The 21,570-nt window shown below is 63.9% G+C and carries 17 protein-coding genes and 1 pseudogene; 12 read left to right on the plus strand and 6 right to left on the minus strand.

What is annotated here, in order from left to right; genetic code table 11:
* The first annotated feature begins 10 nt into the window (after nucleotides 1-10).
* The 8 genes from F757_RS0110265 (at nucleotide 11) to F757_RS0110305 (ending at nucleotide 10,423) form a co-directional block, all read left to right on the plus strand.
* The gene (locus F757_RS0110265) at nucleotides 11-892 is read left to right on the plus strand and encodes an ABC transporter permease (RefSeq protein WP_027211313.1); all 882 of its coding nucleotides are present in this window, start codon (nucleotides 11-13) and stop codon (nucleotides 890-892) included.
* Nucleotides 892-1,656 carry an ABC transporter ATP-binding protein gene (locus tag F757_RS0110270; RefSeq protein ID WP_027211314.1) on the plus strand — a complete coding sequence of 255 codons (765 nt, stop codon included), beginning with the start codon at nucleotides 892-894 and terminating at the stop codon, nucleotides 1,654-1,656. The genes F757_RS0110265 and F757_RS0110270 overlap by 1 nt, the downstream gene beginning before the upstream one ends.
* Before the next feature lie 4 nt (nucleotides 1,657-1,660).
* Nucleotides 1,661-3,019 (plus strand): LLM class flavin-dependent oxidoreductase, encoded by a 1,359-nt coding sequence (locus F757_RS0110275; protein WP_027211315.1) that lies wholly within the window; start codon nucleotides 1,661-1,663, stop codon nucleotides 3,017-3,019.
* A gap of 312 nt (nucleotides 3,020-3,331) precedes the next feature.
* Nucleotides 3,332-4,549 carry an acyl-CoA dehydrogenase family protein gene (locus tag F757_RS0110280; RefSeq protein WP_027211316.1) on the plus strand — a complete coding sequence of 406 codons (1,218 nt, stop codon included), beginning with the start codon at nucleotides 3,332-3,334 and terminating at the stop codon, nucleotides 4,547-4,549.
* 512 nt (nucleotides 4,550-5,061) lie between these two features.
* Nucleotides 5,062-6,669: an ABC transporter substrate-binding protein gene (locus tag F757_RS0110290; RefSeq protein ID WP_027211318.1), complete on the plus strand. Its 1,608-nt coding sequence runs from the start codon at nucleotides 5,062-5,064 to the stop codon at nucleotides 6,667-6,669.
* Between the two features lie 11 nt (nucleotides 6,670-6,680).
* Nucleotides 6,681-7,661 (plus strand): ABC transporter permease, encoded by a 981-nt coding sequence (locus tag F757_RS0110295; protein ID WP_027211319.1) that lies wholly within the window; start codon nucleotides 6,681-6,683, stop codon nucleotides 7,659-7,661.
* A 33-nt stretch (nucleotides 7,662-7,694) separates the two neighbouring features.
* On the plus strand, nucleotides 7,695-8,675 hold the full coding sequence (locus F757_RS0110300; RefSeq protein WP_027211320.1) for an ABC transporter permease: 981 nt from the start codon (nucleotides 7,695-7,697) through the stop codon (nucleotides 8,673-8,675).
* Nucleotides 8,676-8,722: 47 nt separating this feature from the next.
* Complete coding sequence (locus F757_RS0110305) at nucleotides 8,723-10,423, plus strand: ABC transporter ATP-binding protein (protein WP_027211321.1); 1,701 nt, start codon at nucleotides 8,723-8,725, stop codon at nucleotides 10,421-10,423.
* A 107-nt stretch (nucleotides 10,424-10,530) separates the two neighbouring features.
* Here F757_RS0110305 and F757_RS0110310 read toward each other — a convergent pair whose 3' ends face one another.
* The 3 genes from F757_RS0110310 to F757_RS0110320 form a co-directional block, all read right to left on the minus strand.
* A complete protein-coding gene (locus F757_RS0110310) occupies nucleotides 10,531-11,400 on the minus strand; it encodes a MetQ/NlpA family ABC transporter substrate-binding protein (RefSeq protein WP_027211322.1) in 870 nt (289 codons plus the stop codon).
* 29 nt (nucleotides 11,401-11,429) lie between these two features.
* Complete coding sequence (locus F757_RS0110315; RefSeq protein ID WP_027211323.1) at nucleotides 11,430-11,621, minus strand: hypothetical protein; 192 nt, start codon at nucleotides 11,619-11,621, stop codon at nucleotides 11,430-11,432.
* Between the two features lie 138 nt (nucleotides 11,622-11,759).
* Entirely contained in the window at nucleotides 11,760-12,968 is a 1,209-nt protein-coding gene (locus tag F757_RS0110320; RefSeq protein WP_027211324.1) for an LLM class flavin-dependent oxidoreductase, read from the minus strand.
* Between the two features lie 508 nt (nucleotides 12,969-13,476).
* On the opposite strand from F757_RS0110320, the gene F757_RS0110330 reads away from it, so the two are divergent.
* From F757_RS0110330 to F757_RS0110345, 4 genes are all read left to right on the plus strand, one after another.
* Nucleotides 13,477-15,066, plus strand: coding sequence for an ABC transporter substrate-binding protein (locus F757_RS0110330; RefSeq protein ID WP_027211325.1), 1,590 nt, complete (start codon nucleotides 13,477-13,479; stop codon nucleotides 15,064-15,066).
* 144 nt (nucleotides 15,067-15,210) lie between these two features.
* Nucleotides 15,211-15,555, plus strand: a complete 345-nt coding sequence (locus F757_RS0110335) for a DUF3088 domain-containing protein (RefSeq protein ID WP_027211326.1) — start codon at nucleotides 15,211-15,213, stop codon at nucleotides 15,553-15,555.
* 20 nt (nucleotides 15,556-15,575) lie between these two features.
* Nucleotides 15,576-16,925, plus strand: a complete 1,350-nt coding sequence (locus F757_RS0110340) for an LLM class flavin-dependent oxidoreductase (protein WP_027211327.1) — start codon at nucleotides 15,576-15,578, stop codon at nucleotides 16,923-16,925.
* A gap of 44 nt (nucleotides 16,926-16,969) precedes the next feature.
* The gene (locus F757_RS0110345) at nucleotides 16,970-18,325 is read left to right on the plus strand and encodes an LLM class flavin-dependent oxidoreductase (RefSeq protein ID WP_027211328.1); all 1,356 of its coding nucleotides are present in this window, start codon (nucleotides 16,970-16,972) and stop codon (nucleotides 18,323-18,325) included.
* 142 nt (nucleotides 18,326-18,467) lie between these two features.
* Here F757_RS0110345 and F757_RS0110350 read toward each other — a convergent pair whose 3' ends face one another.
* The 3 genes and pseudogenes from F757_RS0110350 to F757_RS0110360 all read right to left on the minus strand — a co-directional run bounded on the left by F757_RS0110350 (nucleotide 18,468) and on the right by F757_RS0110360 (nucleotide 21,563).
* Nucleotides 18,468-20,873: a heavy metal translocating P-type ATPase gene (locus F757_RS0110350; RefSeq protein WP_027211329.1), complete on the minus strand. Its 2,406-nt coding sequence runs from the start codon at nucleotides 20,871-20,873 to the stop codon at nucleotides 18,468-18,470.
* Nucleotides 20,874-20,891: 18 nt separating this feature from the next.
* Nucleotides 20,892-21,307, minus strand: a pseudogene (locus tag F757_RS35005) (methyltransferase family protein).
* On the minus strand, nucleotides 21,291-21,563 hold the full coding sequence (locus F757_RS0110360) for a DUF2933 domain-containing protein (protein ID WP_027211331.1): 273 nt from the start codon (nucleotides 21,561-21,563) through the stop codon (nucleotides 21,291-21,293). The pseudogene F757_RS35005 and the gene F757_RS0110360 overlap by 17 nt, the downstream one beginning before the upstream one ends.
* Nucleotides 21,564-21,570 lie beyond the last annotated feature (7 nt).

Raw genomic sequence — 21,570 nt, forward strand, 5'->3', positions numbered from 1 at the left:
GTCGAAGACGATGGCCAGATTCGCTCAAACGTTCCTGTCGCGCAATGCGCCGCCGCGATGCGATTGCGACGTCAATCGCGAGGTCAATGGCAAAGTCAACGGCAGTTCAGCGAAAAAGCACCGCCTGCCCGACCTGCGTGGCTTCGTCTTGCCGGCGCTTGCGTTCGCAATCTGGTGGGCCGTGAGCGCGATAAACGGCGGCAAGGGCGGACTGCTCGTCACGCCGGAGCAGGTCTGGCATACAACGTGGCAGCAGATAACGAGCGGAGCACTCGCGAAGGCGCTCGGCGCATCGCTCGCGCGCGAGGCGAGCGGCTTTGCGATCGGCACCGTTCTCGGCCTTGCACTGGGTATTTCGCTCGGTCTGTCGCGCCTCGCCACTCGCATGATCGGCCCGAGCTTCGACACGTTCAAGCAAATCTCGCTGTTTGCGTGGATTCCGCTGATCTCCGTGTGGTTCGGTCTCGGCGACGCGGCAAAGGTCGTGTTCCTGTCGCTCGCCGCGTTGCTGCCGGTCGCGGCGCATACCTGCGACGGCATCCACGCGGTGTCGCGTTCCTACGTCGAAGCGGCGCGGGTGTTCCGCTATACGCGCTGGCAACTGGTGTGGCACGTCGTCCTTCCTGCTGCGTTGCCGTCCATTTTTACGGGCGTTTATCTCGCGCTCATTTATTCGTGGCTGGCGACGCTCGGCGCGGAATACCTGCTGGTTGCCGGCAGCGGCATCGGCAACACGCTGATCGACGGCAGCGAGAATTTCCGCATGGACCTTGTGCTGTTCGGCATCGTGGTGGTGGGCGTGGTCGGTTCGCTGCTGAGTGGGCTCGCGCGTGCAGCCGAACGTGCAGTGCTCAAACGCCGTGGCGGCGCGTCACTGAAGGAGAGCGTGTAATGACCAGTGTGATAGCAGAAGGCGTGGAGATCGACCGCGTCAGCAAGCACTATGCAACGCTGCCGGTGCTGGACAGCGTTTCGCTGCGGATTCGCGCAGGTGAATTTGTGAGCGTGCTGGGCGCGAGCGGCTGCGGTAAGTCGACGCTGCTGCGCCTGATCGCGGGACTGGACACCGACTACAGCGGCGAAATTCGCGTAGCCGGCGAACGTGTGCGCGACACGTCGCTGCAACGCGGCATCGTGTTCCAGGATCACCGGCTGTTCCCGTGGCTCACCGCCGCGCAGAACGTCATGGCAGCACTGCGCAACGCGCCGCTGTCGCTCGCCGGGAAGCGCCGCGCGGTGGCCGAACATATTGCGCTGGTCGGGCTGGAAGGTTTTGAAAATGCGTATCCGCACGAGCTATCTGGCGGCATGGCGCAGCGCGTGGCGATTGCGCGCGGACTGGTGAACAGGCCGCGTGTGCTCCTGCTTGACGAGCCGTTCGGTGCGCTCGACGCGCAGACCCGAGGGCGCTTGCAGAACGAACTGCAGCGCATCTGGCAACACGAACGGATCACGATGGTGCTCGTCACGCACGACGTCGACGAAGCCATTTACCTCGGCGACCGCGTCGTCACGATGGCGCCGCGTCCCGGCCGTATCGAGCGCATTGCCGACGTGAATCTGCCGCGGCCGCGCGAGCGCACCGATCCGCGCTACGTCGCCCTGCGCGACGAGCTCCTCGCTGGCTTCGGCCAGTCACCTACAGTTCAACCGTGAGAACATGAGCCAACGTCAGATCAAGCTCGGCGCGTTCCTGATGGAGACGGGCCACCACATCGCCGCATGGCGCCATCCGCAGGCGCACGCCACAGCCGGACTCGACTTCGCGCATTACGCAGAACTCGCGCAGATTGCGGAGCGCGCGAAGTTCGACACCATTTTTTTCGCCGACAGCGTGGGTGTGCGCGACACCGACCTTGCTTCGCTGTCGCGCACCGCGCGAGCCGATCACTTCGAACCCATTACGCTGCTCTCGGCGCTCTCCGCCGTCACCAGGCACATCGGACTCACGGCGACCGTATCGACGAGCTTCAACGAGCCATACAACGTGGCGCGCAAGTTCGCGTCGCTCGATCATCTGAGCGCTGGACGCGCCGGCTGGAACCTCGTCACGTCGAGCAGCGAAGCAGAAGCCCATAACTTCAGCCTGGATCATCATTTCGATCACCCGCTGCGCTACGAGCGTGCACGCGAGTTCTACGACGTCGTGACCGGCCTGTGGGATAGCTGGGAAGACGACGCATTCGTGCGCGACAAGTCGAGCGGCCTCTACTTCGATCCGGCGAAGCTTCATGCGCTGAACCATCGGGGCACGCACTTCAAGGTCAAGGGGCCGTTGAACGTCGCGCGTGCGCCGCAAGGCTGGCCGGTTGTGGTGCAGGCGGGTGCGTCCGAGGCGGGGCGCGAGCTGGCCGCGCAGACCGCGGAGGTGATCTTCGTCGCGCATCAGACGCTCGACGAAGCACAATCGTTCTACCGCGACGTTAAAGGACGGCTCGGCAAATACGGCCGCCATGCCGACGACCTGAAGATCATGCCGGGCATCTTCCCGGTGATTGGTCGCACGCAGCAAGAGGCCGACGAGAAGTTCGAGGCATTGCAGTCGCTGATCCATCCGGTCGTGGGCGTGTCGTTACTCTCCAAGATGACGGGCGGCGTCGATCTCTCGTCATTTCCCGTCGACGGTCCCGTGCCGGACCTGCCCGAGACGAACGGCGGCAGGAGCCGTCAACGTCTTCTACTCGACCTCGCGCGCCGGGAAAACCTGACGATTCGGGATCTGTATCTGCGCATAGCGGGCGCGCGCGGACATCAGCAGGTGGTCGGCACACCGCAGAGCATTGCGGACCAGTTGCAGCAGTGGTTCGAGGAGGGCGCCGCGGACGGCTTCAACATCATGTCGCCGTGGCTGCCAGGCGGGCTGGTCGAATTCGCCGATCAGGTAGTGCCCGAGTTGCAACGCAGAGGGCTCTTTCGAACCGAATACGAGGGGCGCACGCTGCGCGAGAACCTCGGCTTGCGGCGGCCTGCGAATCGTCACACGCTGGAACGCGCCGAGCGCGTTCCAGCGGCTGGATGATGCCTCTGCCGGTCGGTACACGCACCGCCCGGTGCCGCGTGTCGCGCTAGCCGTTGGGCGGCGGTCCGCTGCTCTCGCGACGCCGCCCTGGCGCGCCCCGATCTGCGGTGTCGCTTTTCCGCCGCCATCCACGATTCACAATCGACAATCCACAATCGCGCATATTCAAAGCTCGATTCGCTGGTTCCGCCGTGAAAATGCGGTGCCTATACTGCGGCGTCGAATCCACGGACACGGCCGCCGTGCAGATGTTTGCCGCGAAGTCGTGCCCGGCCATTTGATACCGCGCGCTTCAAAACAAGGACCCAGCATATGCACGCAGCTCAGCAACATCGTATTCAGACAACGCTGGAAGGCGCGCTCGCCGCATTGCCCGCGCTCGCCGAGGCGCTAGGAGAAGATGCTGCGCAACGCGAGCTACGGCGTGAATTGCCGTTCGACCGCTTTGCGTTTTTCCGCGCATCGGGGCTGGGTGTGCTTCGATTTCCAGTTGAATGGGGCGGCCTCGGCGGATCGCTCGAAGATCTCTTTCACGTCGTCGCGACGCTCGCGGCACACGAGTCGAACGTGGCCCATGCGTTGCGGATTCACTTCGACCAGACTGAGCAATTGTTGCTGTCGCCGCGTTCCGCGTTCAACGACAGGCAGATCGAACGAATTCGCAACGGCGCGATTTTCGGCGGTGCTTCGACCGAACTGGGAACCTCGCGCCCAGGCGAGATCGTCACGAAGCTGGTTCGCGACGGCGAGCATTTCCGCGTGAGCGGCAAAAAATACTACTCGACCGGCACGGCGTTTTCCGACTATGCGCGCATCAACGTGCAGGACGAGAACGACGAGAAGGTGTCCATCGTCATTCCGGTTTCGCGCAAGGGTCTGAGCGTGCTCGACGACTGGGACGGAATGGGCCAGAGAATGACCGCGAGCGGCAGTCTGGTGCTCGACAACGTGCAGGTTTTCGCCGACGAGATCGCCCCGCGCGGCTACACGACGCTCGCGGGCCGTCACGGCAGCGCGGTGCGTCAGTTGCATCTCGTATCGGTGGCCGCGGGAATTGTGCGCAATATCGTCGCGGATGCGCGGCGCTACGTCACGCAATACGGGCGGCCCGTGCTGCACAGCGCGGCGCCTTCCGCTCGGGAAGACGCATTCGTGCAGCAGGTGGTGGGCGAGCTGGCCGCGCACAGTCTTTCGATTGATGCGCTGATCGCCAACAATGCGCGCACGCTCGATCGTTCCGCCCAGGCCATCCACAGCGGCGCTGCAGACGCCGAGGAGCGCGTGCTCGAAGGCGCGTTGACCACGGCAAAGACGCAGCTCGTGGTCAGCAAACTTGCGCTGCATGCCGGCGAGCGTCTGTTCGAAGTGGGTGGCGCATCGGCTACTGGGCGCGTGCATAACTTCGACAGGCACTGGCGCAATCTGCGGACTATCTTCAGCCACAATCCGCTGCTGCACAAAGCGCGGGTGGTAGGTGACTACGAGTTGAACGGCGTCACCACGCATCTCACAGAAGGACGCGTGTTCTGAACGGGCAACGCGCCGCATCCGCATATCGCAACGCCGGCCGTGCCGGCCGCGCAAGATGAGCCCTATCCGCGGCAGGGCGGCAGCGTCCTTGCCCGGAGCGGGCAATGTGTATCAGAACAGATGCTTGATGCCTGCCAATACCGCGACCTGCTCGGCCCTCGGCAATACATTGACATTCCTCATTTGATCCCTTAACGGTGCGCTGCTCGATGAGTCGTCGCGCGTCTTTTGCATCGATTGGAAAGGACGGAGGCGCTGAGTCCGAACAACGTCCGGCTGTGTGCGCCGAAGCGTTGTGTCGTGGGCCTGCAACATCCCGCGCATGCACGCACGGTGCGCGTCGCTCGCGTGAAGAGCCTTTGTCCGCACCGTACTTTGCATATGCCGAACCGTTGGTTCATTTAGCGGGACTGCGCCTTTATCGTAAGCGCTGCGCGAGCGGCATTGCTCGCTCGACCTCTTCTTAACAGGCCGACCGAACCGGCCGATGCACGAATACAAGGATGTAAGCAATGGCCGGGCTCGACCGCCGCACCTTTCTGCTTTCTTCGACTGCCGCGTTAGCGGCTGCCGGGCTTCCGGCCCGAACTTTCGCGCAAGCCGCTGCGGCTTCCGTACCGCGCCGCGGCGGCACACTGAACATGTTGATCAACCCGGAGCCGCCGGTACTGGTGTCGATCTTTCAGACCACGGGCCCCGCACTGGTCGCGAGTTCCAAAGTGCTCGAAGGGCTCCTTGCCTATGACTTCGATATGCGGCCGAAGCCGCAACTGGCGACCGCGTGGACAGTCAGTCCCGATGGCCTGAAGTACAGCTTCACGTTGCGTCGCAACGTCAGATGGCACGACGGGCAGCCCTTCACATCGGCGGACGTGGCGTTCTCGATCGAGCTTCTGAAGTCGATTCACCCGCGCGGGCGCAGCACCTTCGCCAACGTCACGCGAGTGTCGACGCCCGACGCGCATAGCGCGGTCATCGAGTTGTCCAAACCGGCGCCGTATCTGCTGAAGGCGCTGTCAGCGGGCGAATCGCCCGTTGTGCCGAAGCACCTGTACGCGTCGGGCGATCCGCTTGGCAATCCGCATAACAATGCGCCCATCGGCACTGGCCCGTTTCGCTTCAAGTCGTGGACGCGCGGTGCGAATATTGTCTATGAGCGCAATCCGGACTACTGGGACAACGGCAAGCCGTATATCGACACTCTGGTATTGAAAGTGATTCCGGACGCCGCCGCGCGCTCGGCCGCGTTCGAAACCGGCGCGCTCGATCTGGGCGGGGAAAATCCCGTGCCGCTGACGGATCTCCCGCGCCTCACGCAATTGCCGCAACTGGCCGTCGAAACGCGCGGCTACCGCTTTCTCGAACCGCTCGCGGAGATCGATTTCAATCTCCAGCATCCGATCCTGAAGGACCTGCGAGTGCGTCAGGCTATCGCGCATGCAATCAACCCTCAGGTGGTGTTGCGCACGGTCGCGTATGGCTACGCGGAGCTGTCGCCGACTCCGATCACACCGGCCTCGCCGTACCACGACGCGAAGCTCGCACCCTACGCGTTCGACCTTGCCGCCGCCGAACAACTGCTGGACGCAGCGGGTTATCCGCGCAAAGCGGGCGGCGTGCGTTTGAACCTCACGCACGACTTTCTGCCCTACGGCGACATGTACCGCCGCCAGGCCGAGTATGTGAAGTCGGCGTTGGCACGCGTGGGCATCGACGTGACGGTCCGCTCGCAGGACTTGCCCGCGTTCCTCAAGCGTGTGTACGCCGACCGCCAGTTCGACTTCACGAGCATCGGCGTAAATACGCTGTTCGATCCGAGCGTCGGCGTGCAGCGGCTTTACTGGTCGCGCAACATTCGTCCCGGCGTGCCGTTTTCCAACGCGCCGCATTACAGCAACGCGGAGGTCGATCGGCTGCTCGAGAGCGCCGCTATCGAAACCGACGAGAACAGGCGCGTGGCGTTGTATCAGCAGTTCCAGCGGATCGTCTATCGCGATCTGCCGATTCTCAATCTCGTCGCACCGCGCATGGTCACGCTCGCGAACCGGCGGGTGAACAATCATACGGTGTCTGCCCAGGGCCTCGAAGGCAACCTGGCGGATGTTTATCTGAGCGCGTAACGGAGAGAACCATGAGCCGAGGTTTGCGATTTGCCGCAATCGCGCGGCGCACGGCCTGGCAGGCGCTACCCACGGTGCTCGGCATCGTGGTACTGAATTTCCTGCTGTTAAAGCTGATGCCCGGCGATGCGGCCGACGTGCTTGCCGGCGAAGCGGGTTCCGCCACGGTGGAGACCATGCAGGTGCTGCGCGCGAAGTTCGGTCTCGATCAGCCGGTGCTGCATCAGCTCTGGTCCTATCTGGTGCATCTGTCGCACTTCAGCCTCGGCTATTCGCCGCGTTACGACATGCCGGTCATGCAACTGATCCTGTCGCGCCTGCCCAATACGTTGCTGCTGATGGGCGCCGCGCTGTCGTTCGCGATCGCGCTGGGTGTCGTGCTCGGCACGGTGATGGCGCATTGGGCCGGCAAATGGCCGGACCGCGTGCTCTCGGTGCTGGCGCTGCTGTTCTATTCGACGCCGGGCTTCTGGATCGGCCTGCTCGCGATCGTGCTGTTCTCGGTGCACCTCGGCTGGCTGCCAAGCGGCGGCAATGTCACGCTCGGCGTGCAACTACACGGCTTCGCGTATTTCGCCGACGCATTCAGGCACGTGCTGCTGCCGGCCGCGACGCTGTCGACCTTTTTCGTGGCGATCTACGCCCGGCTCACGCGCGCGGCGATGCTGGAGGTGCAGCGCCAGGACTTCGTGCGCACCGCGCAGGCAAAAGGCCTGCATCCGTTGCAGGTCACGGTGCGTCACGTGCTGCGCAATGCGCTGATTCCGCTTACGACCATCGTCGGCATTCATTTCGGCACGCTCCTCGGCGGCGCGGCCGTCACCGAAACGGTGTTCAGCTGGCCAGGGCTCGGCCGCCTCGCGCTGGACGCGGTGATGGCGCGCGACTTCAGCGTACTGCTCGGGGTACTGCTGCTGTCGTCGATGCTGGTGATCCTTGCGAATCTGCTGGTCGACCTGCTGCAGGCATGGCTCGATCCGCGCATTGGATGAGCGTTCGTGCAGGTTTCTTCAAAGAGAAATGACATGGCTTCCGACTCTTCGAATCTGATTTCGCCGCCCCGTGAGCCGCGCACCTCGGCATGGCGGCGCCAGTTGGGCGGCGCGCTGTTCGGTGCACGCCGTGGCAGTACCGCGCGTGCCGCGGCCGATGCTTCAGCGCGCCGGGCCGGAGGCGGCGCATGGCGCACGTTGCTGCGCAATCCGTCTGCGGTGGCCGGGCTGGTGCTGCTCGCAGCCTTCATCGCGCTTTCGCTTGCCGCAGGGCACCTGTTTCCCGGCGATCCGCTCGACATGGTGGCCGCGCCGTTCGAATGGCCCGGCACCGATGCGCAATACCGGCTCGGCACGGATTCGTTGGGACGCGACGTTGCGGCGGGCATCGCGCACGGTGCCCGCGTGTCCCTGCTGATCGGCGCCAGTGCGGCCGGCATCGGTCTCGTGATCGGCACGCTGGTGGGCGCAGTGGGGGGCTATTTCGGCGGCGTGGTCGACGATGTCCTCGTGCGCATCACCGAACTATTCCAGACGGTGCCGGCTTTCCTGCTCGTCATCGTGATCGTCGCCATTGGTCATCCCAGCGTGACCACGATCGCGCTGGCCATCGGCATCGCGTCGTGGCCCACGGTGGCGCGCATCGTGCGCGCGGAGTTCCGCAGCCTGCGCCGCTCCGACTTCGTGCAGGCAGCGCGCAGCCAGGGCTTCGGTAACGCGCGCATCATTTTCGGCGAGATCCTGCCGAACGCATTGCCGCCGGTCATCGTCACCGCGTCGGTGATGGTGGCGAGCGCGATCCTGATCGAATCGTCGCTGTCGTTCCTCGGCATGGGCGATCCGAACGTGGTGAGCTGGGGCGCGATGATCGGGGCAGGGCGCGATTCTCTGCGCACGGCCTGGTATCTGACCGCGGTGCCCGGCGCGGCGATTGTGCTGGCCGTGCTTGCGCTGAACCTTCTCGGCGACGGCCTGAACGACGCCCTCAACCCGCGCCTGCGCGAACGAGCCTGACCTAAGCGCGCAAGCTGCGCGGCAAGCAACCAAGCGAGGAAACCACGGTGGCCAATCTGCTCGAAGTACGCGATCTGCGCGTGAATTTCGGCGCGCACCAGGCGGTGCGCGGCCTGAGTTTCGATATCGCGCAAGGCGAGACGCTTGCGCTCGTCGGCGAATCGGGCTGCGGCAAGTCCGCGACGGCGCTCGCCCTCATGCGTCTTGTCCCCGCGCCGGGACGGGTGAGCGGAAGTGTGCGCTTCGACGGGCGGGAGCTGCTCGATCTGACGCCGCGGGAAGTGCGAGAAATGCGCGGGCAGCATATGTCGATGATCTTTCAGGAGCCGATGACATCGCTCAATCCAGTGCTTGCGGTCGGTGCGCAGATTGTCGAGACGTTGCGTCGTCACGAGCGTCTGTCGAAACAGGCGGCATGGCGGCGCGCGGTCGAACTGCTCGAACTCGTGCAGATTCCCGAGCCGCAACGGCGCGTGTTCGACTATCCGCACGAATTGTCGGGCGGCCAGCGCCAGCGCGTGATGATCGCGATGGCCGTGGCTTGCCGTCCGCGTCTGCTGATTGCCGACGAGCCGACTACGGCGCTCGACCTGACGATCCAGGCGCATATTCTCGAACTGCTCGACGGCCTGCGGCGAGAACTGGCGATGTCCTTGCTGCTCATCACGCATGATCTCGGCGTGGTCGCGCAGCATGCGGACCGCGTCGCGGTCATGCTGGCCGGCGAGAAGGTGGAGGACGCACCCGTCGCCCGGCTCTTCACGCAACCGCAGCATGCTTATACGCGGGGGCTCCTCGGTGCGTCGCTGAACCTCGCGGACGATCTGCACTATCGGGGCTGGAAACTGCCGGAAATCCGCCATGGTCTCGGCGAGGACGGCAAGCCCTCGTTCGCGGTGGTGCCGCGCTCTGTGCGCACGGAGCCTCGCGCTGCGCCTTCCGATGGCGGCTTGGACACACCGCTGCTCGACGTGCGCGACCTCCGTGTGGAGTACCCGCAGCGGCGCGGCCACGCCGCTTTGCCGGCGGTGGCCGGCGTTTCGTTTTCGATCGCGCCGGGCGAAACGGTGGGCCTCGTCGGCGAGTCTGGTTGCGGCAAGTCCTCACTGTCCAAAGCAATAGTGCGGCTCGTTCCCGCAGCCGCAGGCGAGATTCGTCTGCGCGGCACCGATCTGGTCGCGCTCGGCGAACGCGACTTGCGGCCGTTGCGGCGTCATGTGCAAATGGTGTTTCAGGACCCGTATGCGTCGCTCAATCCGCGTCGCACGGTGGCCGAAATACTCGACACGGTGCTGGTGGTCAACCGGATCGGCACGGCACAACAGCGCCGCGCGCGGATTGCCGCGATGCTCGACCGAGTGGGCTTGCCGGCCAGCGCACTCGGCCGCTATCCGCACGAGTTCTCCGGCGGACAGCGCCAGCGCATCGGCATTGCGCGCGCACTCGTGCTGGAGCCCGATCTGCTGATCTGCGACGAACCGGTGTCGGCGCTCGACGTGTCGATTCAGGCGCAAATCCTGAACCTTCTCGTCGACCTGAAACGCGAACTCGGCCTTGCTTATCTCTTCATCTCGCACGATCTGTCGGTGGTGCGCTATATCGCCGACCGCGTGCACGTGATGCAGGCCGGACGCATCGTCGAAAGCGGCGATCACCGCGATATCTGGCGCGCGCCGCAGCATCCCTACACACGCACGTTGCTCGACGCGATTCCCGGCCGCAGCTTCGAGAACGCGCAAGCGGCGTGAAACGGCCGCGCCGCGCGCCGGCTTGCCGTGGTTTGTGGCGGCCTGGCGCGTGTTGCGGTGTGTCGCGGCGCGCAGCGCTGCAACGCGCGCCGTTTTCCGGTGAGACCTTACTCGTTGCCGAAATACGCCGGCAAGCGGAATCCGTCGTAGAAGTGATTGCCCCGAATCGCCCGCTGAAATTCGGCTGACTGATAGGCCTCGACGATGTCCCGCGTCTGCCTGGCATTGCGGTTCGCCGCTTTCACCACGACCTGGTTGATGTAAGGCGGCGCCATCTGTTCGAGTGCAAGCGCATCGGTCAGCTTGTGGCCGCTGAAAATCGCGAAGTTGCCCTGGATCGCCGCGTAGTCGACGTCCTCCAGTGCGCGCGGAGCCTGCGCCGATTCGAGCGGAACGATCTTGATACCGGCCGGATTGGCGATCACGTCGTGCTCGGTCACGTCGACCGGATTGGGGTTCGGCCTGATCTTTATCCAGCCGATCCGCTGCAGGATCTTGAGCGCGCGTTCGAGATTGACGGGATCGTTAGGTACCGCGACGCGGGCGCCCGGCTTCACCTCGGCAAGCGAGCGGTGGCGCGTCGAGTAGAGTCCCATGGGCGGCGTTGGCACCTGCACCACGCCGACGAGGTCGGTGCCGTTGCGATCGTTGTAAGACTTCAGGTAGACCTCGTGCTGCATCACGTCGGCGACGATGTCCCCGCGATAGACCGCCTGGTTCGCTTCGAGACCGGTGCTGAACTCGACGTATCTGACGGTGTAGCCTTTCCTGCGCAATTGCGGCTCGACCCCGGCTTTGAACTCTTCGGCGTAGGGCCCGGGAACGAAACCTAGCCGCAGTTCGCGCGCCGCAGCGTTGTTGTCTGCGGCCGCGGCATCGAGAGCGGGTGCGCTGCTCAAGCTGGCAAGCAGGAGCGCGACAAGCGCTGCGCGCGCGAGCCGCAGCAGCAGGGGAGTAGGAGAGAGGGGTTTCATCATGGCGGTGGCGTTCGAAAGAGTGGAGGAGGCTAGCGCTGTTGCGGCAAGGTCTCGTCATGCCGCGGTGGGGTCGAGCGTACGAGGCGTCTGAAGAACGGATGCTCCGGGTCGTCAAAACCCGGCGTGGACAAATGCCCGGTCGTCGGGCCGCCGGACATCATCGCGCCGAGCGTCAGAGTCGAGGCCTTGATGCCGCTGCGGCCGAGTTGTCTGTATTCCATGTGAGTTCAGGTTCAGCAAGATTGGAGTGCGAAGCTTTTTTAACGTTGCAGGGCTGCGGGTGTGCCAGAGTCGGCTCATGTGTTTCACCATCGGCACCTCCATGGGAGTAGGCGGACGGCGCGAGAACGTCGCTGCGGCTAGGCGCGCAGGCCGGCTTCGCGCAATAAGGGCAGCACGCGTGCGCCGAAGAACTCGAGGTCCGGCTGAAAATCGAAAAAGCTCAACTGCACGCCGTCGACTCCGGCTCGATGAAGCCGCACGATGTAATCGGCAATCTGCTGGGGCGAGCCGACAATCGAAATGTTGCCGCCCACCGCGCGCGCGGCTGCCTGATTGCGTTGCTCGGCGTTGCCTCGCCACGCATGTGCGTCGCTTTCGAAGCGATGAAAGCTTCCCTCGTCGCCATGCGCGACGATCGCTTCGCGATAGGCCAGTGCTTCGGCCGCCGTTTCGCGGCAGATCACCATGGGGTTGATGAGCGTGCGTATCTTGCGGCCGTACTTTGCCGCGGCTGCCTTCACACGTGCCGTATGCGCGGGCAACGCGGCCAGCGCGGCTTCTATTTCCGGGCCGGCGGGACTTGTGATGAACACCACGTCCGAATAACGCGCAGCGAATTCGATTCCTGCCTCCGAGCCGGTTGCATTGACCAGCAGCGGGCGGCCGAATTGCGGCTTCGGCGTGACGAAAGCCTGGTTGAGCTTCCAGCTCGAGAGCAGCGGCGCGAAGCTGAAGTTCTCCGGTTGCGCCCACAACTGCTGGACGGCGTCGAGAAACTCGCCCGCCAGCTCATAGCGGCGGTCGTGTTCGATGCGATGCCAGCCGAACATCTCATGTTCGATAGCGCGATGCCCGGTCACGACATTGATGCCCCAGCGGCCTTTCGAAATGTGGTCGAGCGTGGCGGAGAACTTCGCGAAGTGCAGCGGATGCCACGGCCCATAGAGCACATGGCTCGTCGCGACAAGAATGATTCTTTCGGTGCACGCGGTCATTGCAGCGAGCGACATGAAGGAGTCGAGCGCCTCGCCGTTGAACACGCCGCCGTAGCCGCCCTTCGGCAGCCACTGCGAAAGCGCGAACACCAGATCGAAGCCGAGGCTTTCCGCTTTCTGCACGAGTGCGAGGTTGTAGTCGAAGTTCCAGTCGGTCGTGCGCGGCAGCGTGGACGCGCTCCAACCGCCGGCCTGGATCGGCAGGAAGAGCCCGAGCATCAGTGGCTGCTGGAGCGCGCGCGCGACCGGACTGGCGGGGAACCCGGCAGGCGAGAGCACCGGCACGAATGGCGTTGCATTGGGCGACTGTGCCGACGCCTCGCGGTGGGTGGCAAAAGTGGCTTCGGTCATGGATTCTGGTCGATCGCTTGATGTTCTAACGTACGGGCCGGGCGAGCATCGCGCGGGCCATGGCTGAGACATGATCCACAGTCACGAGCGCAGCGGCGCTGCCGCCACGATTCGGGAAAGCGCACCGAAGGCCCGAAAAAGCGGTTTTGCCGGACATATCCGACGTTGTGACAGACAAAGTTCAGGGTCCGGCGTCGCATTCAGGAGAGTGCGCCGCAAGCCCGGAAAACTTACCGGCATACCGTCCTGTCGGACAACGAACAATAATTTCTATCCTTATTTGCGAGCCGCACCTGCCCCGGGGGAAATGACGCAGCGGCGTAAGCAAAGCAGAATCGCTTGGTTCGCTCGCGCGCAGCGGCTGGCTATGCTGTGCAGCGTATTGGCCTCGTCCACTCGCCGATCAATCCGACGACTTACACATGACCACGTTCAACGAGTATCTGGTGCAAAAGCGCGCCGCCTGGCTCGCCAAACGCGAAGCTGCGCGCAACGATCAAGGACAACAATGAAACCGACTCATGGGGCACACGCAGCGAGGCTTGCCGCGCTGCTGGCGAGCGCATGGCTTGCCATTGCGGCTGCGGGCGTTCGCGCGGCGCCCGAGCACGGCGGAACGCTCACCTGGCTGGTCACGCCGGAGCCCGCTTCCATTGTTCCGCTCACCACGACCGCCGGGGGCAATGCCGAAATCGGCCCCAAGATAGTGGAAGGTCTTCTGACCTACGACGCGAACCTGAACCCGAAGCCCTTGCTCGCAACCTCATGGGTGGTCAGCGCAGACGGTCTGCAATACCGCTTCAATCTGCGTCATGGTGTGAAGTGGCATGACGGCAAACCCTTCACGTCCGCCGACGTGGCGTTTTCGATCCTGACGCTCAAGCAGGTGCATCCGCGTGGGCGCAGCACGTTTGCCAACGTAACCGACGTGAAAACGCCGGACCCGTACACCGCGATCATCGAGCTTTCGCGTCCCGCGCCGTTCTTGCTCACTGCGCTCGCAGGCACCGAGTCGCCGATCATTCCGAAGCACCTTTACGAAGGCACCGACATCGCGGCGAGTGCGTACAACAGCGCACCTGTCGGTACGGGTCCGTTCGTGTTCAGGTCGTTCGTGCACGGCAGCAACATCGTGCTCGAGCGCAACCCGGACTATTGGGACAAACCAAAACCGTACATCGACAAGATCGTCATACGCTTCCTGCCGGACGGCGCGGCGCGCGCCGCGGCACTCGAGTCGGGCGCCGCCAATCTGGGCGATCAGGCTATCCCGCTGTCGGATGTGAAGCGCTTCGGCGCGCTGCCTAACTTCAATGTGGATACAACTAACTGGGCATACAACAGCAACCATCAGCAGTTGATATTCAATCTCGACACTCCCGTACTGAAAGACAAAACGGTGCGCAAGGCGATCTCACAGGCGCTCGACGTCTACGCGCTGAACCGGGTGGTCTGGTACGGCTACGGTCAGGTGTCGGCGGCCGCGATAGGCACCGCCAACGCGAAATATCACAACGCCGACATTCACTACTTTCCGTACGACGTCGCACAGGCGAACGCCGCGCTGGACGCAGCAGGCTACAGGCGCGGTGCGGACGGCAAGCGCTTCAGACTGCGCCTGCTCTTCAACCCGTTCCAGGACCCGCGGGCGGCAGACTTCGTGCGCCAGTCGCTCGCGCGGATCGGCATCGACGGCGAGATCGAAAGCTACGACTTCGCCACCTACGTGAAGAAGGCCTATACGGACCGCGCGTTCGACATCACGCTCGAAGCGCTGTCCAACACGTTCGACCCGACCGTGGGCGTGCAGCGGGTGTTCTGGTCCAAGAACTTCAGGATCGGTCTGCCGTTCTCGAACGCGGCACACTACTCGAACCCCGAGGTCGACCGTCTGCTCGAGGCCGCTTCCGTCGCGACCGACGACAAGCAACGCCGCCAGCTCTTCCTGCAGTTCCAGCAGATCGTGCACGACGATATTCCGTCGATCGAGTTCGGCGCGAATCCGAACATCACGATCTCGTCGAAGAAGGTGAAGAACTATGCGCCGGGCGGCGAGGGCATACGCGGCAGTTTCGCCGACCTGTATATCGAGCGCTGAAGTGCACGAGACCGGCCCCGAACGTCAACGCACGATGCAGAGGCCGCGCAGTGACTGCGTTCTCGCCGCATCCGGTTGCGGGCTGCACGAGCGCCGCTTTCCCACGCTCTCTGAGCGCCACTGAACCGAATAGCAAACTACGAAATGAGCCGCGACCTTCTGATCCTGCTGGAACCCGCATTCACCGACCCGCAACATCCCGGCGAGCGTTTCATCTGCCCCGACGGCGCGCCGATAGAAGGCTTGCTGGCGAGCGACCCTGCACGCGTCGCGCGACTCGACGTGCTGCGCGTGCCGTTCGAGCGCCCGCGCAAGGCGATGATCGACGTGCTGGACGAAGCGCATCAGGGCCTGCCTGTGCTCGTGCTCGGCGACGCGCAGGCCGCTCCAGCCGATGCGCAAACGCTCGGCGAGCGGCGCTTCGTCACGAATCCCCGGCGCATTCTCGATCTGCTTGCTGAGCGGCACGGCTTTCCAAAAGTACATTGAGCGACCCACAGGAGCCGCCGATGAATCGCCCGCCTTCACGCGCCGTTGCGCGTCGTCTGCATCTGAACGTCAACATCCTGCACTCGGGGTTCGTGCCGTCCGCATGGCGGCTCGAAGAAGCCGATCCGCTCGCCTTCGTCGACGTCGACCACTACGTGAACGTCGCGCGCATAGCCGAAGCCGGAAAGCTGGATGCTGTCTTTCTCGCCGACAACGCCGCGATTGTCGATCAGATCGACTTCCGCCCGATTACGGCGCTCGAGCCGACCGTTGTGCTCGCAAGCATCGCGGCGGCAACCAAGCATATTGGCGTGATCGGCACCGCGTCGACGAGCTATAACGAGCCGTACAACATCGCACGCCGTTTCGCGACGCTCGATCACGTGAGCAGAGGACGCGCAGGCTGGAACGTCGTGACGACCGCCGATCTGCCGTCGGCACGCAACTTCGGTCGCACCGCGGTGCCGGATCACGCAGAGCGCTATGAGCGCGCCGCCGAATTCACCGAGGTCGTCAAGGCGCTGTGGGACAGCTGGGAAGATGATGCGTTCGTCGGCAACAAGGCGCAGGGCCGTTTCGTGGACGCCGCCAAGGTGCATCCCATCGGACATCGCGGCCGGCATTTCGACGTGCAGGGCGCATTGAACCTGCCGCGCCCGCCGCAAGGGCATCCCGTGGTCGTGCAGGCGGGCGGCTCGCCTGACGGCCGCGAGCTTGCAGCGCGCCATGCCGAGGCGGTGTTTTCGGCGTCGCAATCGGTCGAGGAATCGGCCGCTTACCGGCGCGAGCTGAATCAGCGCGCGGCCGCGTACGGCCGCGCGGGCGTCAAGGTGCTCGCGGGGCTCACCACCATCATCGGTGCGACAGAGCGCGAGGCACTGCGCCGGCGCGACGAACTCGTCGAACAGATCCCGTGGGACTACAGCCTCCGGCGGCTCGCCGGCACGCTCGGCGTCGAGGTCGAGCGGCTCCATCTGGACGCGCGTTTGCCTGACGATCTCGCGTTGCCCGGCGGCGGCAACGGCAACCATACGTTCTTCCACGCGACGCTTGCGCAGGCGCGTCGTCACGGCCATACGGTGCGCGAGCTGATACGCGCGCTGGCGGGCGGCACAGGGCACCGCGTAGTGGTGGGCACACCGGAGCAGATTGCTGACGATATCCAGCGCTGGTTCGACGGCGAAGCGGCCGACGGCTTCAACCTGATGCCCGACGCACTGCCTCACGGCCTGCGCGATTTCGTCGAAGGCGTGGTGCCGATACTGCAAAAGCGCGGCATTTTCCGTGCCGACTACGAGGGCACGACCCTGCGCGAACACCTCGGCCTCGCGCGTCCGGTCAATCCGCAGCGTTGGCGAGCGCGCGCGTGAGCGCGGCGCGCATTCGTTGAAACCGCAACGATATTTCACCCATCATGAGCCAACGTACAGGACATCTTCACCTCGGCGCGTTTCTCTACCCAACCGGGCACCACATCGCCGCATGGCGTCATCCGGCCGCCCACGCAGAGGCGGGGCGCGACTTCCGCCACTACGTGAGGCTTGCGCAGAGCGCCGAGGCCGCGAAGTTCGACCTGGTCTTTCTCGCGGACGGCTCCGGCACACGGGGCGACAACGTGGACTTTCTAAGCCGCACCGCGCATAGCTACGTGGCGCAGTTCGAGCCGCTCACCTTGCTGTCGGCGCTGGCCGCCGTCACCGAACATATCGGTCTCGTCGGCACGGCGTCGACGACGTTTAACGAGCCGTATCACATCGCGCGCAAATTCGCGTCGCTCGATCACATCAGTGGCGGGCGAGCCGGCTGGAATCTCGTCACTTCGTCGAACGCCCACGAGGCTAAAAACTTCGGCTTCGACGAACACCTTGCGCATGCGCGGCGCTACGAGCGCGCGGTTGAATTCGCGGAGGTGGTCGAGGGCCTGTGGGACAGCTGGGACGAAGGCGCCTTCGTGCGCGACAAGGCAGGCGGGCGCTACTTCGATCCGGCAAAGCGCCATGTGCTCGATCATCGCGGCGAGTTTTTCAACGTGCGCGGTCCTCTGAATGTGGAGCGCTCGCCGCAAGGCAGACCCGTCGTCGTGCAGGCGGGATCGTCGGAGGCGGGCAAGGCGCTCGCCGCGCGCACCGCTGAAGTCGTTTTTACCGCGCAGCAGAGGCTGGAAGACGCGGTCGCGTTCTATGCGGACGTGAAGGGCCGCCTCGCGCAGTACGGACGCGATTTCGACGATCTGAAAATCATGCCGGGCGTCATGCCGATTGTCGGCAGCACGGAGCAGGAGGCGCACGACAAGTTCGGCGCGTTGCAGGCGCTGATCGATCCGGCAGTCGGGCTTTCGCTCGTCTCCGGGCTCACGGGCGGCTTCGATCTGTCCAGCTATCCACTGGACGGTCCGATTCCCGAGTTGCCCGAGACTAACGCGAGCAGGAGCCGGCAGTCGCTGACGCTGGAACTCGCGCGGCGCGAGAATCTGACCATCCGCGAACTGTATCTGCGCGTCGCAGGCGCGCGCGGGCATTGGCAACTGATCGGTACGCCCGCGCAGATTGCCGATGCGCTGGAGGAACGCTTCGTCAACTACGGCGCGGACGGCTACAACGTGATGCCGGCGTTACTGCCGGACGGTCTCGACGACTTCATCAGGCTCGTGCTGCCCGAGTTGCAACGCAGAGGGCTCTTTCGAACCGGATACGAGGGGCGCACGCTGCGCGAGAATCTCGGCTTGCGGCGGCCGGTTTCGCGCTATCAGCGAGAAACCGCCGCGGCTTGACGCTCACTCTGGCGTCAGCACGAGGCGGCTATCTGATTCGCTGTTTTCAGTTGCGCGACAACGAATGCCGGATCGGTTAAGGCTTCTGGCTCGCCGCGAGCGCCGCCATGCGCCCGAAAGAATTCGAATGCATGACTGCGTCTCACGTGCGCACAGTTCGCAGGCGAAGTGCATTTCCAATGACGGAAACCGAACTCAATGCCATCGCAGCACTCGCGATGATCGGGCTTAGGACAATGCCGAGCCACGGGTAGAGCACACCGGCCGCGACCGGGATTCCCACGGCGTTGTACGCGAACGCGAAGAAAAGGTTCTGCCGGATGTTCTTCATCGTGGCGACGCTCAATGCTTGTGCCCGGGCAATGCCGCGCAAGTCGCCTTTCACCAGCACCACGCGCGCGCTGTTCATGGCCACGTCAGTTCCCGTTCCCATCGCGATGCCGACGTTGGCCTGCGCGAGCGCCGGTGCATCGTTGACTCCGTCCCCAGCCATCGCAACCACGTGTCCCCGTTGCTGAAGTTCCTGCACATGTTTGTACTTGTCCTCGGGGAGAACGCCGGCTTTGACGCCGTCGAGCGTCAATGCCTTCGCGACCGCGTTCGCCGTGACCGTGTTGTCTCCGGTCAGCATTACGATTTTGATGCCGGACGCTCTCAACTGATGGACCGCGTCGGGCGTTGTTTCCTTCACCGGGTCCGCGACACCCACATAGCCGGCCAGTTCGCCGTCTATCGCGAGATACATGACCGTCTGCCCGGCCTCGCGCAGTTTGTCCGAATCGACCGCGACCGACGAACAGTCGACAGCCGCGTCGTTCATCAGCCGTGCATTACCGAGTGCCACGACGTGACCATCGATTTTTCCTTTCACGCCTTTGCCAGGAATCGAATCGAACGAATCGACCCGGCTCGTCGTGACGGCCAATTCTTTGGCACGCGTGATAATGGCCTGGGCGAGAGGATGTTCGCTCGCGCCCTCCAGACTGGCCGCGTGGCCGAGCACGACGGATTCCGGTTCACCGCGTAGCGCAACAACCGTCTGCACGCGCGGCTTGCCTTCGGTGAGCGTGCCGGTCTTGTCGACAACCACCGTATCGACTTTTTCCATCAGTTCTAGCGCTTCCGCGTTCTTGATGAGCACGCCCTCCTTGGCGCCCCGGCCAACGCCGACAATGATGGAGACCGGTGTGGCAAGGCCGAGCGCGCACGGGCAGGCGATGATGAGAACGCTGATCGCAACCACCAGCGCATTCGCGAGAGCAGGCGCCGGACCCACCAGTGCCCATATGACGAAGGAAGCAGCCGCAATACCGATGACGGCAAGCACGAACCAGCCCGCGACCTGGTCAGCCAGCTTCTGGATAGGCGCGCGCGTACGCCCAGCCTCTGCCACCATCTGTACGATTCTCGCGAGCAGCGTGTCTGAGCCGATTTTCTCGGCCCGCATCAGGAACGTGCCTGTCTGATTGACCGTCGCGCCAGTTACCTTGCTGCCCGCGATTTTTTCGGCTGGGATCGATTCGCCCGTAATCATCGATTCGTCGACGCTCGAAGCGCCCTCAAGGACAACACCGTCGACCGGTACCTTCGAACCCGGTTTGACCCGAAGCGTTTCGCCGACCACAACCTCTTCCAGCGGCACGGTCTCTTCCGTACCGTCTGATCTGACGCGTACCGCCGTGTGAGGAGCAAGATGCAGCAGATCGCGAATGGCGCTGGACGTGCGCGTGCGCGCGCGAAGCTCCAGTACCTGACCCAGCAGCACCAGCGCCACGATCACAGATGCAGCCTCGAAATACAGAGGCAACTCGTGACCGCGCCCGAAGGCCTGGGGCAGCGCCCCGGGAAAGAACAGCGCGAACACGCTGAAGCCGTAGGCGGCAGCCACACCCAGGGCAATCAGGCTGAACATGTTCAACTGCCAGGTCACGAAGGATTTCCACCCGCGCTCGAGAAACGGCCATCCCGCCCACAGCACAACGGGCGATGCAAGCACTAACTGCACGCATTCCGACCACGACGCGCGCATCCAGTGAGGCAGCGGCCACGCGGCGAACAGGCGCTCCAGTTGCGCGTCGAGGTCGAACGGCAACACCATGCGCCCCATTGTCATGAAAAGTAGTGGAACGCACAGCACGAGCGCGACCCAGAAGCGTCGCGTCATCGACTCCAACTCGACGTTGGGGCCTTCTTCCGCGAGCGGCGCGAGAGGCTCCAGAGCCATACCGCAGATAGGGCAGGCGCCGGGAGCGGAAGCCCGTATCTGCGGATGCATCGGGCACGTATAGACGACTCTTGTCGGAGCCGGCGCAGTAGCGGTGTTGGCAACCTTGCCCACGTACTTATCCGGTGTACTGCGGAAAGATTCCAGACATTTGCTGCTGCAGAAGTAGAACGTCTCGTTTCGATGAGAGTACCGATGCCTGGAGTCCGTCGTGATGGTCATCCCGCACACGGGGTCGACGACCTCGGTCGCGTCGCGGCGAGCGGCATCGTGCCGGTGTGCATCGCCGCCGGCATTGCGAAGGTGGGCCTGAGACTCTGACATTGCATTGCCTGCCGGTTATCAGTGGGCGCACCGTGCGTGATCGCCCGAAAGCTTCGGTATGAACCGAGGCGTGCGCGCCGTGTAATCGAGCCACCTTTGACCGAAACGTTGTTCCGATTCGCGCTCTTCCTGCTTCGCGAGCTTTACGTACATGAAGGCAAGTATAGGGAACATCGCCAGTGTAACGAGGGTGGGCCATTGAAGCAGAAACCCGAACATGATAACGACGAATGCGACGTACTGGGGGTGCCGGATCTTCGCGTAGGGCCATACATCTCGGCGAACAGCGCGACAACGAACGCAGAAAATCCCCCAAAGGTCCGCGAGTTCCGCTTTGTCGCCGGCTTGAAAAAGCTGAACGCACAGATCATGAAGACCAGTGAGTTGACGATTACAAGGCCCCGCGACCCGTACCCGCTACCTGTCCCGTTCATGGCTGTCTCCTGATTCCTTGCGCCCAGCGCGCTGTGCTTGCACGTGGCTGCCGTGGCCGTGATGGCTGTGATGGCGCCGATGCATGAAGACGTGCATCAATGGGCACGAAAGCAGCAGCAGATAAGGCAGGACCCCGAGAAAGTGCGCGCGATGTTCGGAGAAAAGCAGGAAAACGGCAATGCTGCCAGACGCAGCGAGCACGATGGCCGAGCGCGATTTCCAGAAAGGGCGTGAGCCTTGTGGCATATCGTTCATCGCAGTG

This window comes from Burkholderia sp. WSM2232 (assembly GCF_000472545.1).
Lineage (GTDB): Bacteria > Pseudomonadota > Gammaproteobacteria > Burkholderiales > Burkholderiaceae > Paraburkholderia.

What these genes read in the sequence shown, in the direction of transcription:
- F757_RS0110265 (WP_027211313.1), top strand. Translation starts at nt 11, where the DNA reads ATGGCCAGATTCGCTCAAACGTTCCTGTCGCGCAATGCGCCGCCGCGA.
- F757_RS0110270 (WP_027211314.1), top strand. Translation starts at nt 892, where the DNA reads ATGACCAGTGTGATAGCAGAAGGCGTGGAGATCGACCGCGTCAGCAAG.
- F757_RS0110275 (WP_027211315.1), top strand. Translation starts at nt 1,661, where the DNA reads ATGAGCCAACGTCAGATCAAGCTCGGCGCGTTCCTGATGGAGACGGGC.
- F757_RS0110280 (WP_027211316.1), top strand. Translation starts at nt 3,332, where the DNA reads ATGCACGCAGCTCAGCAACATCGTATTCAGACAACGCTGGAAGGCGCG.
- F757_RS0110290 (WP_027211318.1), top strand. Translation starts at nt 5,062, where the DNA reads ATGGCCGGGCTCGACCGCCGCACCTTTCTGCTTTCTTCGACTGCCGCG.
- F757_RS0110295 (WP_027211319.1), top strand. Translation starts at nt 6,681, where the DNA reads ATGAGCCGAGGTTTGCGATTTGCCGCAATCGCGCGGCGCACGGCCTGG.
- F757_RS0110300 (WP_027211320.1), top strand. Translation starts at nt 7,695, where the DNA reads ATGGCTTCCGACTCTTCGAATCTGATTTCGCCGCCCCGTGAGCCGCGC.
- F757_RS0110310 (WP_027211322.1), bottom strand. Translation starts at nt 11,400, where the DNA reads ATGATGAAACCCCTCTCTCCTACTCCCCTGCTGCTGCGGCTCGCGCGC.
- F757_RS0110315 (WP_027211323.1), bottom strand. Translation starts at nt 11,621, where the DNA reads ATGGAATACAGACAACTCGGCCGCAGCGGCATCAAGGCCTCGACTCTG.
- F757_RS0110320 (WP_027211324.1), bottom strand. Translation starts at nt 12,968, where the DNA reads ATGACCGAAGCCACTTTTGCCACCCACCGCGAGGCGTCGGCACAGTCG.
- F757_RS0110330 (WP_027211325.1), top strand. Translation starts at nt 13,477, where the DNA reads ATGAAACCGACTCATGGGGCACACGCAGCGAGGCTTGCCGCGCTGCTG.
- F757_RS0110335 (WP_027211326.1), top strand. Translation starts at nt 15,211, where the DNA reads ATGAGCCGCGACCTTCTGATCCTGCTGGAACCCGCATTCACCGACCCG.
- F757_RS0110340 (WP_027211327.1), top strand. Translation starts at nt 15,576, where the DNA reads ATGAATCGCCCGCCTTCACGCGCCGTTGCGCGTCGTCTGCATCTGAAC.
- F757_RS0110345 (WP_027211328.1), top strand. Translation starts at nt 16,970, where the DNA reads ATGAGCCAACGTACAGGACATCTTCACCTCGGCGCGTTTCTCTACCCA.
- F757_RS0110350 (WP_027211329.1), bottom strand. Translation starts at nt 20,873, where the DNA reads ATGTCAGAGTCTCAGGCCCACCTTCGCAATGCCGGCGGCGATGCACAC.
- F757_RS0110360 (WP_027211331.1), bottom strand. Translation starts at nt 21,563, where the DNA reads ATGAACGATATGCCACAAGGCTCACGCCCTTTCTGGAAATCGCGCTCG.